A 13,104-nucleotide genomic window follows, 5' to 3' on the forward strand; every position below is an offset into this window, starting at 1 on the left:
CCGTGGACGCCATGGCGCGTATTGTAGTCCCGCTCCGGTCGCCGTGCACGGACGCGCCCCCCAACCCGCTATTCCTGCGCATCACTCCCCCCTTAAGGAGGAGTCGCCGCCGCCAAGCCTTCTCTTCTCCCATCACTCCCTCCTTTACGCCTGAGGGGGAGTCGGCAAGACGAGGGCGGAGCCCGAAGTCGCGCCGGTGGGGGGAACATCGTCGCCTCCTCCCCCGCCGACGGACACGCAGCCGCCCCTGCCGCTTTCCCCCCACCGCGGCAGCCGCGCCTGGCGGCTTGGCTGCTGCGACTCCCCCTCAAGGGGGGGAGTGATGGGAAAAATAAGGCGAAAGCGGGAATAGCGGAATAAGAGCCGCTTTGCTTCCCTTCGATTGCGTAACGGCTTGATATTCTTTTGCGTCGGTTGACTCTGTACCCGGCTGGGCATACACTGCCGCTTCATCTTCGCAGGAAGCGACTGGTCTTGGGACCAGAGGTAAAAAGGGCAACCGCCGACACTGCGGTGTGAGGTGTAGGAAGTCTTTACTTATGTGCGGAATTGCCGGAATTATCCATGAAGGCCAAGTCGCCGATATTGGTCGGGAGATGACGGATATGTTGCAGGCTCTCCGGCACCGGGGGCCGGATTCCGTGGGCTTCGCTCTCTATGGGCAGAACGGCATGGGCGACAGCGATTACATAGGTCGCTTTAAGATTGCCGAACAGGAGGATTTGGTCAGCGGTTTCGCCATCCGCAACCAGATCTCCGAACGTAAGGCGGAGGCAGACAAACGCTTCGAGGAATTAGGCGCGAAGGTCCGGGACCGGCAGCAGGCGACCGAGTACGCCTTCCGCTACAATTTCTCTTTCCCGGGCGACCTGCGTCAACTCATTGATTATATTGAGGACATCGAAGGCGTCGAGTTCCTTTCCCTGGGCCACACGCTTGAACTGGTCAAGGATCTGGGCGACGCCCGCACCGTTTGCGATTCCTACCGTCTCGGCGCCTTCCGCGGTACGCATGCGCTCGGGCACACGCGCATGGCGACAGAATCGGACGTGAGCATCCGCGCCGCGCATCCTTACTGGGCCTATCCGTTCTCCGACGTCGCGGTTGTTCATAACGGCCAACTGACCAATTACTGGAGCAAGCGTCGCGATCTGGAGCGCCGCGGGCACCGCTTCATGTCCGACTGCGACTCGGAGTTGATCGCAGTCTATATCGCTGAACGCATAGACCGTGGCGGCGATCTTAAAAGCGCCATGAAAGATTCCATAGAAGAGCTGGATGGAGTGTTCACCTACCTGGTGGCCACGGCGGACCAACTTGGAATGGCCAAGGACACGATGGCCGCCAAGCCCATGGTGGTGTTCGAGGGCAAGGGCACGGTCGTGCTGGCCTCGGAGGAGATCGCGATCCGCAGCGTCTTCCCGCAGGAGATTGACAGCTACGATCCATATGACGGCGATGTGAAAATCTGGACGACCGGGAAACAAACCGCGGAAGGTGCAGGCAATGGCAGATAGCGCTGCAGGCGCTGGCGCCGCCCATGTCTCCCACGGCATGGGTTTGCATACGGAGCGTCTCGCGGGCCGCACCCAGCAAATCTATTTCTCCGCTGAGGAAGAGGAAAACTTTGCCCATCCTTATGCCTACGAGGTGGATTTCGACAAGGGCGCATCCATAGACGCCGAAACCCTGAGCGCGAAGCAGATTAACCTCAAGATCCGCGAGGCAATGCAGCAGGGTTGCGGCGCCGTCCAGGTGCGCAATCCCCTGGGCAAACACTCCTTGGGGGTAGGCATCCTGAACCGCCTGCGCCTTGAGTTCCATGGCAGCTTGGGCTATTTCGCCTGCGGCCTGATTGACGGCCCCAATGTACGGATCAGCGGCAGGGTAGGCTGGTCCTGCGGCGAGAACATGATGGCCGGCACGATCATAATCGAGAAGAATGCCGGTTCGCAGTTCGGGGCCGCGGTCCGCGGCGGCGACCTGGTCTGCAAAGGCAGCGTGGGCTCGCGGACCGGCATCAACCAGAAGGGCGGCACCATTATCGTTGGCGGCGACACCGGCGCCTTCACCGGTTTTATGATGCAGCGCGGGCGCATGATCATCCTTGGCGACGCCAGCCAGAATCTCGGCGATTCCATGTACGACGGCACTATCTTCATCTCAGGCCGAATCCACAGCCTCGGCGTGGACGCGGTAGCGGACGAGATGACGGCGCTTGAGGCGGAATGGGTGCGGCACAAGCTGGCGCTCTACGGCATGGCGCCGCCCGGCAGGGTGGAAGACATGACCAAGGTCGTGTCCGGGAAGCAACTCTGGAATTACGATAATCTGGAGCCGGCGGAAAAGAAGCTGATTCTCTAACTTGGCGCGGGACGGGACTTTGCAGGCGTTGCAGGCATATATCGGGAGGCGACGATGACAGGGCCAAAGGATAAACCCGGCGATAGACACCGTTTGGGCGGAAGTTTCCTGTTTACGTCCGAGGTGATCAACGACATCCATGTGAAGTCTGAACTCGGTCGCTACCGTATGCGGGGGTTTTCCATCTTCAAGAAGATCCCCACTTGGGACGATCTGACCTTTTTGCCGGGCACGCTGACACGCTTCGTGATCGAGGGTTACCGCGAGAAGTGCGTCACCAAAACGGTGATCGGCCCCAAGGCCGTGCGGCCGCTAGAGCTGGACATCCCGGTGTACGTCACTGGCATGAGTTTCGGCGCATTGAGCTACGAGGCCAAGACCGCGCTGGCGCGGGGCGCGACCATGGCGGGGACCGCCACCTGTTCGGGCGAGGGCGGCATGATCCCCGACGAGCGGCGCTACTCGGAGAAGTGGTTCTACCAGTGTATTCAGTCCCGTTACGGCTTTAACTCGCAACATCTGCGGCTTGCCGACGCCGTGGAGTTCTTTATCGGGCAGGGTTGCAAGGTCGGGCTCGGCGGGCATCTGATGGGCCAGAAGGTGACCGATCAAGTCGCCGAGATGCGTTCGTTGCCCGCTGGCATAGACCAGCGCTCCCCGGCCCGCCACCCCGACTGGCTGGGGCCGGACGACCTGGCGATCAAGATCGAAGAGATCCGGGAGGCGACGAACTGGGAGATTCCCATCCAGCTGAAACTTGGCGCGGCCCGCGTTTATGACGATGTGCGCATGGCGGCCAAGACCGGCCCGGACAGCATCTACATAGACGGCATGGAGGGCGGCACTGGCGCCGGTCCCCACATTGCCACCGAGGAGACCGGCGTCCCTGGCATCGCCGCGATACGGCAGGCGCGCCGCGCACTGGACGATGTAGGTAAGTCCGGAGACATCTCTCTGGTTTATGCGGGCGGCATTCGCAACGGCGGCGACGTCGCCAAAGCGCTGGCGCTGGGCGCCGACGCGGTGGCTGTCGGCCACTCGGTACTGATGGCGCTGAATTGCAACAAAGATATACCCGAGGCCGACTTTGAGCAGGAAATCGGCGTCCCTGCCAACCATTGTTACCACTGCCATACTGGGCGTTGCCCGGTAGGCATCGCCACTCAGGACCCCAGGTTGCGGGCCCGGCTGGACCCTGACAAGGCCGCCGAACGCGTCTATAACTTCCTGCACTGCTTGGCGATCGAGTGCCAGATGCTGGCTCGCGCCTGCGGTAAGACCAACGTCCATTCGCTGGAGCCGGAAGACCTGGCGGCGCTTACGATGGAGGCGTCGGCGCTGGCGCAAGTGCCCCTGGCCGGCTCCCAATACACGGTCGGGCGCCCCGACATGAAACGGTTCTAGGGTCATGTCCGACAACGACGCACCCAATCGCCCGCAGGAGGTGGACCGCCACCTCGAAGGCCAGGGGCTCGAGACCGAGCGCGAAGCCGAGATCGGTCAGCACATCGGTTACCGCTATGACGTCAATTTGGTGCCGGATATGGGCCGGCTCAGGCCCTTCCTCAAGCAGTATATTGAATTTATGGGCTGGCAGGACCTGAACTGGCTGGAGGATGTGCACATGGGTTATGAGGAAGGCCGCGCCGCGGTTTTTGATCGCAATATTAACGGCTGGATCACCGTTCCCGATGGCATGACATTGCCAGACAAGCAACAGGACCGTGATATGCTCGCGCGCGAATTGCTGGTCAAATTCCAGATGTCGCGGAAGCATCCGCTGGTGGAACTTCGCAAGGCATATTCCAAGTTCGAGTAGCTTCAACAGCTCCATGTTCCCCAGCCGCAGAAAGTATGTGATCGTAGGTGCGGGCATTCATGGATTGAGCACTGCCTATCACTTGGCGCAATTGTTGAAGGCCAAAGGCCGCGGCGACGGGCGCGACATCGTAATTCTGGACAAGCGGGGTGTCGCAGCGGGGGCGTCGGGAATCGCCTGTGGCGTGATCCGCAACAATTATTATCAGCCTGCCATGCGTGAATTGATGGCACATAGCGTGCAGCTTTGGGAGAGCGATCCCGAGGCATACAGTTATCATCCGGTAGGCTATATCCAGCTGGGGCCCAAGGCGATGCGTGAGGACATCGCCGGCATTGCCCGGGAGCAGGAGGAGATCGGTTATGAATCAGCCTTTGTGGAAGGAGAGCGGGTCTGTGCCCGGTACATGAAGGGGCTCTTCCACGACTGGCGAGCGCAGGGGATCTGCGCTCTCCTGCATGAGAAGCGCGGCGGTTATGCCAACAGCATGCGCTCTATGCAGGGGCTTGCCGCCAAGGCTGTTTCGGAGGGCGTGGAGATCCTTTCCGGGGCGACGGTGCAGGGCTTTGCGAGCAACGGCGGAGCAGTGACGGCAGTGAAGACGGACCGCGGCCAAATTCATTGCGATTACGTCGTTATCGGGGCCGGGCCTTGGGTCCCCAGGCTGTGGCAAATGCTGGAGTTGCCTGTTTCCGTGCCTGTGCGGGACGCGCAGGGCCAGCTACGCGAGCGCCCGATGTGGAAGTTCTGGGCCCTGCAGGAAGGGACGCTGGGCATGCCTCCAGACTGCTTGAAAACCAACGACGGCGCGATGCCTCCGGTGATTCACCTGGACTCCAATGCCCCCCTGTATGCTGACGATGACGGCAGCATCATTAAAGAATGCATGTGGGGCATCTACTATAAACCCGACTTCCACTGCGGCGGCATACAGGGGGGCGCGGCTCCCTGTGCCCTGGATGAAGCGCCGGAGGACGTGCGCATCGATCCCTACGGCGTCGAGTCGCCAGACTATGTGGTGGACCGCAATTTCGCACGGATGTGGGTATCGGCACTAGCGCACTGCCACAGCCGCTTCGAGGGCGCCCTGCCCAAGTACCGGGACGAACCCTCCGGCGGTATTGGCGCCTTCACGCCCGACAATTTCCCCGTGTTCGACGTATTCCGTGAGAACTGCTACGTCATCGCCGATTCCAACCACGGCTACAAGATGCTCGGCGTGGGCAAACTGGTTGCCGAAGAGATCGGAGGCGAACCGAGCCGGCTACTGGCGCCGTTCCGCTACTCGCGCTATGCCGAAGGCCGATTGCATCCTTCGTCGCATAGTCCGTTTCCCTGGAGTTGAGGACGCCCTGGTGCATCCTGGAAACGCAGAACCGTCAATGATGCATGCCCGCATGGCCCGCGGCCCATGTTTCCCGGCCACTTTATTATTCGCTGCGGTCGCCCGCACGGCGAAAAGACAAGGGCGCCGTGCTGGCATTGCAAAGGCAAGCCCGGCTCCGGGTTGGCCGTAATCTTTATCTCTGTCGGGAGGAGGAAACCATGGCTACCGATCTTGAAAACTACGTCAACCGGCCAGGGCGCGAGGACCTCGTGAGGCAGGTACGCGAGAAGATCACAGAACTGGGAATCACCTACATCTACTATCAATTCGTCTCTGTCACGGGTCGGATCGTCGGCAAGGGCATTCCGGCCGACCATTGGGAGCGGACTGCCGAACGCGGCTTTCAACTGGTTTATGGCGCCACCGCCAATCTGTTCGTGGATCGCCTGGGAAACTACATCGGCTACGGGCCGGAGGCGCCCGAGCTCGTAGGCATTCCCGACCCGGAAACCTTCTGCCAATTGCCATGGGATAAACGTGTGGCTCGGGTCTTCTGTACCTGCTTCCGCAACCGTGAGGAAAAGGAGAACCCAGGCGCCTTTCTTACCTCCGACTGCCGCGGCAACCTGCGCCGTATCCACCAGGAGTTCCAGGACGCGCATGACGGGTTGCACCTGCGCCACGGCATGGAGCCGGAAATGATGTGGCTGACCCGGGATGCGGAGGGCAAGCCCAGCGGCGGTTTCTCCAAGCCTTACTGCTACCACATAGACCAGTTTGAGAGCCTGCGCCCAGTATTCCTGCGGGCGATCGAGTATTCCCGCGCCATGGGGCTGGACATGATCCAGGGCGACCACGAGGATGCCCCAGGGCAGTTGGAGCTCAATTTTACCTTCGACGACTGTCTGCGAACCTGTGACCGGCTGACGACGTATCGCCAGATCTGCGCCCAGGTCGCGCGTGAGCACAATTTGATCGCTTGCTTCATGTCCAAACCTTTCATGGGCGTTTCCGCCAGCGGTTGCCACACCAACATCTCCCTGTGGACCGGCGGCCAGGAGAAGGTCAATCGGCTGGACAATGATCCGTTGCCGGGCATGGAGGGAAATTTCACCTACTTCGAGGCTGGAGAAAATAAGTTCTCCCCGGAGGGTGCAGACCCGCAGATACCAGGGCAAATTGGTCTGTACGCGATTGGCGGCGTCATGGAACATCTGGACGCCCTGACCGCGCTGGGCTGCTCAACCGTAAACTCCTACCGACGCCTGTGGGATACCGGCTTTTGGGCGCCCGTGTACAAGGACTGGGGATACCAGAACCGCACCACGGCGTTGCGCATATCGGCGCCAGGGCGTTTCGAATACCGGGCTGTGGACTCAATGGTAAACCCCTACCTGCTCTGCGCCGGCCTGCTGCGATCTTTCGCAGACGGCATTGCTCGCAAAATCGATCCCGGCAAACCCGAGACCCGCAATATCTACGAGGCTATGGAACAGGGCAAGCAGATCAAGAAACTGCCGATGTTTCTGGGCGAGGCCTTGGACCGCCTCGAACAGGACGAAACGATACGCCAGGCGCTACCGGGCGACATGTACCGGGTGTTTATGCACTACAAACGGGATGAGTGGGAAAAATATATGGCCACCGTAACGCAATGGGATGTGGACACCTACATAGACTGTCTGCCGTGACGGAGCCTGCCGCCCGGCGGGCCGGCGGCGGGGCAGGCCGGGACACCAGTGAAGAAATCCCCGGCGCGCCCATAGCGGATGCTGTTGCGACGCGCCTGCGGGAGGATTTTATTGGCTGGCAGTGTCGCATCCGGCAATATGCGATGCGGCGGCAGGGGGGGCGGCCCTCGCCGGGCATGACCCCCGCCCTCGTCGTGGATGGCGAGGAGCTGGCGCGGATCGTCGTGCTGTTGAATCGCCGCGACTCGGAAGAGCTGGCCCTGGAGTTTCGCTTCCTGTTTCAGCGCACCCACGACCAGGAGCGGCGCCGCGCCGACGTCGTCGCGGCGATGGCCGCCAGTTTCTTTCAGCAACCCGGCGAATTCTCAGACACTCTGAGCGCTTTGTTCTTTCCCGGCTTCGGCCCGTTCAAGCGCCTGCTCGGCGGCGGCGCCGTCGGCCTGCGATTCGAGCAGCATAATCGCCGTTACTGCCTGCCATGTGCCGTGCGCCGCTTGGACGAAGGCCACTCGCTCTACCGCTTCGCTTACTGGCATAATCTGTTGTTCAACCCCAATATTCCTCCCGGGATCAGCGTTCTCGCCTTTGCGCCCGACTGGGCAGGCGCCACCGCCGGCCTCGCAAACGCGGGGCGCGAGTGAGCGCCGTGTCCGCTACCGGGGGTTGCCTGTGCGGCGCTGTACGTTACCGGGCGCCGCGGGCATCCCTGCAAGGCATCGTTATTTGCCACTGTGGCCAGTGCCGGCGCTTTCACGGCCACTGTGGCGCCTACGCTTCCGTCCCCCGCGACTGCCTGGAATTTGACCGACAGGAGCAGCTGCGTTGGTACCGCTCTTCCGCCCGCGCCCGTCGCGGCTTCTGCGCGCAATGCGGCGCCAGCCTGTTCTGGGATCCGAACGGCAGCGACCGCATCGCGGTAGCCGCCGGCAGCCTGGACGATGCCGGCGAGCTGCGCGTCACGTGCCATATCTATACTGCGGATGCCGGCGGCTACTACGAGATCGCCCCCGGCCTGCCGCAACACCGACAGGGGTTGCCCCGGCAATCCTCCTGATGCGCCCGCGGCAGCGCCCCGGGCGAGGGCGAGCGCCACAGGCACCGGGCACTCTGCGAAAATTTGCCAATCTGCAAGCCGGAGGTTATAATTGCGATCAGTCTTTGATTTGGGTTGGGCCTGTCAGAATGTATTCTGCGGTTATCGGGTTGGGCGTATAAGTTTTTCGTGCTGTAGTTCGCATAGAGCCTAAATTCTGAGAATTAGGGGGAGAGAAAAGCCATGACCGAAGAACTCGCTTCTTTGACAGTTATCTTCACCGAATTTTACTACTGGGTAACAGTAGTGTTCATGTTCTTGATCCATGTCGGCTTCTGCATGTACGAAGTGGGCGCCTCCAGGTACCGCAACCACATGCACACCCTGCTCAAGAACACCATGCTGATCCCGTTGGTCACCCTGACCTTTTTCTTGTTTGGCTGGTGGATTTACTTTGCCTTCCCGAATGGCCCGGGCATTACCGGGGGCTTGGTCGAGGCGCCTTGGGCGTTGGCCTGGAGCGAGTTGATGGGCCCGCACATGGGCGGGACGCCCTCCGGCGAAATGGTATCCGCCGCCGATACCGCTTTCTGGGCGCGCATCAACGGCGTGTTTTGGGCGGCATTCCTGCTGTTCTCCTGGACCGCCGCCTCGATCGTGTCCGGTTCGGTCATTGAGCGCATACGGCCCGGCGCCTTCTGGATCCTGGCCGTGCTGATCGGCTCGGTAGCCTGGATCATAGACGCCGCCTGGGGCTGGCATCCGGATGGCTGGATGGTGCAGAAACTCGGCTACCACGACGCCTATGCCTCTGGCGTCATCCACGCCATCGCGGGCGGCTTCGCCCTGGGCATTCTGGTGGTCCTCGGGCCGCGCATCGGCAAATTCCGCGCCGACGGCACGCCGCGGGAAATCGTGCCGCATAACCCGTGGCTGGTGACGCTCGGGCTGTTCCTGATCTATACTGGCTTCTGGGGCTTCTACGCCGCCTGCAACGTGCCGATCATAGACGTGGACGCGGACGAGGCGCGGGTCTTTTTCTCGGCCACCAATATCTACCTGGGGCCAACGACGCTCTCCGGCATCACCTTCAATTTCCTGATGTCGCTGACGGGCGGCCTGATGGCGGGGTATCTCATCTCGAAGGGCGACCCCTTCTGGACCTACTCCTCGGGTCTCGCCGGCATTATCGCCGCCTCCGCGGGCAACGACCTCTACCACCCGATTCAGGCAATGCTGGTCGGCGCCGTAGGCGTGGTGTGCATGTACAAGATGCACTACTGGATGGAACGCAAGTTCAAGATTGACGACGCGGTAGGCGCCGTCGCGGTGCACGGCTACGCGGGCTTCGTGGGGCTGGTGATTGCGGGCTTTATGCTCTGGGGCTACCCCTCGTCACCCAACACCGATTACGCGACGGTGAGCCCAATCGGGCAGTTCATAGGCGCAATCATCATGTTCGGAGTGCTCGGATTCCTCCCGGCCTTCATCGTCGCGAAGATCCTCAGCAGCATGGATCTGTTGCGCATCCCGCGCGCGGTGGAGATCGCCGGCCTGGACGTACGCTACGACGCGCAGCGCGAAGAGGCTGTCAGGGACGTCAACAAGGCCATGTTGGAAGAGGCCCAGTCCAAGGGCATCGTGTAAAGTTCGCCTAGCGGAGGAGCAAAATCATGACTATCCCACAAGCAAGCACGGGCGCGTTCGAGAACTGGGCCGGGGACATCGCCGAGATCGGCGCGATCTACCCCTTCGCCGGTTCCGAGGTGTTCTGGTTCATACTCGCGCTGGTCTTCTGGCTCGGCTGGCATGCGCTCCAGTTGGGAATGGAGGCGCGCGAATGGCAGGAAGACACCGAGCGCTACATGAAAGACAAAGAAATGGTCCGCAAGCTGATCGAGTCTTAGCGGCGGACGGAGGAACGCAAGAGTTTGGCAGGGCACCGGTTCCCCGGGCGGATTTCCCCTCCGGGGCGCGTAGCGGGAGGCAGAAGCCTCGGGAGTGATCCAGCGCTGGTTGCAAGGCATGCCGACGCGGCCCGTGCTCTATATCGCGCCTCTGGCGGCGGTTGCGGTACTGGCCTTGTACTACTACGGACGTTACCGTGACTGTCATTTCCAGGCTTCGTTGCGGCAGGACATCTACCGCTTGGCCGCGGCCCGCCGGGATGGCGTGATGAACTTGGCCGAAGCCGTTCCCTTCTCATGGGACCGGGCAATCGTGAGCCGGGCAGGGCGCGAGGCGCCAGATTGTCCTTTGGGTTGGGATTGGCCGCGAGGGCGCAGGGCGGAACTGGCCGCCGCGCAACGGCTGAGCGCAATCGTTTATCTGTACCGGGGCCGGGCCGCCGGCTACGTAGAATTGGACCGGGCCGTGCTGGACTTCGACAGGGACGGGGAGTACGCCCCGCGCGAGGCATTGTTCCGGACGCGGCAGTCCGGGAGCGGGCTCCTGCTGTCGCCCGCCCGCGCAGCCGGGGCAGGCGAGGGCGATGACCCAGGCGGCGACCGAAACCAGCTTTCGGCGCCGGCGCCGGGAGACGCCGGGGCGCCGCCAGGCGCGGAATTTCCCGAAACGCGATCTTCCGAGGACAAGGATTTGCATCCGTGAGGGGGAAGCGGATAGAGAGTAGAAAGGGGCCGCCCATGCGGGGGCTTCCGGTTTTTTCTGTTTTGGTCTTTTTTTCGCGCAATGGAGGTTACTTACCATGAAAAGCCACGAAAAACGCATTCGGGCCGTCCTGCTGGGAGGCCTGCTGACGGCGCTGGGTGGCCATGCCCCGGCCGTACTCGCCCAAACGCCACTGGATGCGGAGAACTTCAGCGGCACGGTCACCATGACCACCGACTATGTCTTCCGGGGGATCTCCTTCTCCTCGCAGAACCCGGCCATACAGGGCAGCGCGGACTGGGCCTACGGAAACTGGTTCGCCGGCATCTGGGGTACCAGTCTCGATCACGCTGGGGTTCAGTTGACCTCGGAGTATGACTTCTATTTCGGCTTTGCTAGCAGCAACGCCGCTTTCGACTGGTACGTACAGCCGATCTACTACCACTATCCGAATGCCGACGAAGAGTCATTTGGCGGAGACCCGGATATGTTCGAGGTCTGGGTGAACGCTTCCCGGTCCATTGCGGAAGTGCCCGGGGCGCCTACCGTGGACCTCCTCTACGGCTATACGCCGGACTACTTTTTCGAGGCGGGCTCTGGCCACTATATCCGCGGCGGCGTGGCCTTCGATCTCGGCGGCGGCATAGGCGTGGACTTCGGCTGGGGATATCAGACCGTAGAGGGGGAAAACGATGTGCTATGGCCTGGCGTGAACGATCCGAATTACTCTCACTGGGATGTAGGGATCACCGGCGCCATCGTGGGCTTCGATCTGGACCTGCGCTACCACGACACGAACCAAGAAACCGGCGACGATTTCATCGTTCGCGAGTTCACAACAGAAGCAAACACGGAATCCCGCGTCGTCTTCACCATCTCGCGCAGCTTCTAAGTAGAGGCGAGGGGGGGCGGGGGAGCAATCCCCGTCCCGCACCGGAGGATGCGAGGCTGTTGTTTGCGGCGGCGCCGGAACGCGGCAGGGAGTTGTTGACCGGTACCGGAGAGGCCCGCCGACAATGGCCGCGCTACTATTCGATATAGACGGCGTTCTCTACCAGGAGAACGCGGCGCTTCCCGGCGCATCGGAAGCCCTTGCCTGGTGCGCGGGGCGGGGCATCCCGCACCTGTTCCTCACCAACACCACCTCCCGGCCTAGACGGCAAATCCGGGAAAGGCTGGCCGGCCTCGGCATGGAGGTGAAGTTACAAGACTTGCTGACGCCGCCGGTCGCCGCCGCCAACTGGTTGCGGCAGAACCTGGGAGAGGCCGCCGTGGCGCTGTTCGTGCCCAGGGATACGCGGGAGGAATTCGCCGAATTCCCGTTGCACGAGGACGACCCGCGGCGCCGGGTGGGGGCCGTGGTCGTAGGCGACCTGGCCCAGGACTGGGATTTCCGTACGCTGAACCGCGCCTTCCGACTGCTGACGAGGCAGCAGGGGACGGTCCTGGCGGCGCTGGGCATGACGCGCTATTGGCAGGGGCAGGACGGCCTGCAGTTGGATACGGGGCCCTTTGTTGTTGCGCTGCAATATGCCAGCGGCATTGCGCCGCGAGTCTTCGGCAAGCCGGAGGCCGGCTTTTTCCGGGAGGCGCTGGCCACCCTCGGCCAGCCGGCAGCAGAGAGCTTCATCGTCGGCGACGACATCCGTTCCGACATAGGCGGCGGCCAGGAGGCGGGTTTGCGCGGCATCCTGGTCCGTACCGGCAAGTTCCGGCCGCAGGACCTGGAACTGCCGATCAAGCCTTATGCCGTGCTCGATTCGGTGGCAGATCTTCCCGCTTGGTGGCAGGCGCGCGTTTCCTCCTGAACGCAAACGACACGTAATCGAAGGGAAGAAAAAAAGGAGCGCGAAGCGCGCGCTTTATACGCTGGATTCCCGCCTGCCAGGCCGTGTAAAAACTCCGAAAATCCAGAGCCGCACGAAAAAATTTCCCACTGGCATGGCAAATATCCGCCAAAAACCGCACGAAATTCCCACTCAGCCCCTGGTTTCATACGATTTCGATTCCTATTTTCCCACTTTGCAAAAAGCACGAATGGTTTTTACACAGACTGCCGCGCGGGAATAGCGGATACGCATCACTCCCCCCTTTACACCTTGAGGGGGAGTCGGCAAGACGAGGGCGCAAGCCCGAAGTCGCGCCGGTCCCGAAGTCGCGCCGGTGGGGGGAGCGTCGAAAGCGCCTGCTACGCCCACCGCCCAGGAGAACCGCAAGGGCCGCCTACCCCCCACCGCGGCAGCCGGCGCCTGGCGGCTTG

The 13,104-nt window shown here is 62.0% G+C and carries 13 protein-coding genes; all 13 read left to right on the plus strand.

Annotated features, from left to right (window positions below; translation table 11 throughout):
• The first annotated feature begins 539 nt into the window (after positions 1–539).
• The 13 genes from OXU43_07425 (at position 540) to OXU43_07485 (ending at position 12,652) form a co-directional block, all read left to right on the plus strand.
• Entirely contained in the window at positions 540–1,517 is a 978-nt protein-coding gene (locus OXU43_07425; GenBank protein ID MDD9824985.1) for a glutamine amidotransferase, read from the plus strand.
• Positions 1,507–2,364 (plus strand): GXGXG motif-containing protein, encoded by an 858-nt coding sequence (locus tag OXU43_07430; protein ID MDD9824986.1) that lies wholly within the window; start codon positions 1,507–1,509, stop codon positions 2,362–2,364. Before OXU43_07425 ends, OXU43_07430 begins: the two co-directional genes overlap by 11 nt.
• Before the next feature lie 54 nt (positions 2,365–2,418).
• On the plus strand, positions 2,419–3,768 hold the full coding sequence (locus OXU43_07435) for an FMN-binding glutamate synthase family protein (GenBank protein ID MDD9824987.1): 1,350 nt from the start codon (positions 2,419–2,421) through the stop codon (positions 3,766–3,768).
• A 4-nt stretch (positions 3,769–3,772) separates the two neighbouring features.
• The gene (locus OXU43_07440; protein ID MDD9824988.1) at positions 3,773–4,183 is read left to right on the plus strand and encodes a hypothetical protein; all 411 of its coding nucleotides are present in this window, start codon (positions 3,773–3,775) and stop codon (positions 4,181–4,183) included.
• Positions 4,184–4,196: 13 nt separating this feature from the next.
• A complete protein-coding gene (locus OXU43_07445; GenBank protein ID MDD9824989.1) occupies positions 4,197–5,528 on the plus strand; it encodes an FAD-binding oxidoreductase in 1,332 nt (443 codons plus the stop codon).
• A gap of 200 nt (positions 5,529–5,728) precedes the next feature.
• Positions 5,729–7,201 (plus strand): glutamine synthetase, encoded by a 1,473-nt coding sequence (locus OXU43_07450; GenBank protein ID MDD9824990.1) that lies wholly within the window; start codon positions 5,729–5,731, stop codon positions 7,199–7,201.
• The gene (locus tag OXU43_07455) at positions 7,198–7,842 is read left to right on the plus strand and encodes a hypothetical protein (GenBank protein MDD9824991.1); all 645 of its coding nucleotides are present in this window, start codon (positions 7,198–7,200) and stop codon (positions 7,840–7,842) included. Before OXU43_07450 ends, OXU43_07455 begins: the two co-directional genes overlap by 4 nt.
• 5 nt (positions 7,843–7,847) lie before the next feature.
• Positions 7,848–8,255, plus strand: a complete 408-nt coding sequence (locus OXU43_07460) for a GFA family protein (protein ID MDD9824992.1) — start codon at positions 7,848–7,850, stop codon at positions 8,253–8,255.
• Between the two features lie 222 nt (positions 8,256–8,477).
• On the plus strand, positions 8,478–9,881 hold the full coding sequence (locus OXU43_07465) for an ammonium transporter (protein MDD9824993.1): 1,404 nt from the start codon (positions 8,478–8,480) through the stop codon (positions 9,879–9,881).
• 26 nt (positions 9,882–9,907) lie between these two features.
• Positions 9,908–10,141, plus strand: coding sequence for a hypothetical protein (locus OXU43_07470; protein MDD9824994.1), 234 nt, complete (start codon positions 9,908–9,910; stop codon positions 10,139–10,141).
• Between the two features lie 94 nt (positions 10,142–10,235).
• The gene (locus tag OXU43_07475; GenBank protein MDD9824995.1) at positions 10,236–10,844 is read left to right on the plus strand and encodes a hypothetical protein; all 609 of its coding nucleotides are present in this window, start codon (positions 10,236–10,238) and stop codon (positions 10,842–10,844) included.
• A 97-nt stretch (positions 10,845–10,941) separates the two neighbouring features.
• On the plus strand, positions 10,942–11,736 hold the full coding sequence (locus OXU43_07480) for a TorF family putative porin (protein ID MDD9824996.1): 795 nt from the start codon (positions 10,942–10,944) through the stop codon (positions 11,734–11,736).
• Positions 11,737–11,860: 124 nt separating this feature from the next.
• Positions 11,861–12,652, plus strand: coding sequence for a TIGR01458 family HAD-type hydrolase (locus tag OXU43_07485; protein MDD9824997.1), 792 nt, complete (start codon positions 11,861–11,863; stop codon positions 12,650–12,652).
• Positions 12,653–13,104 lie beyond the last annotated feature (452 nt).

The sequence above is a fragment of the Gammaproteobacteria bacterium genome (assembly GCA_028817255.1).
GTDB classification, from domain to species: Bacteria; Pseudomonadota; Gammaproteobacteria; order Porifericomitales; family Porifericomitaceae; genus Porifericomes; species Porifericomes azotivorans.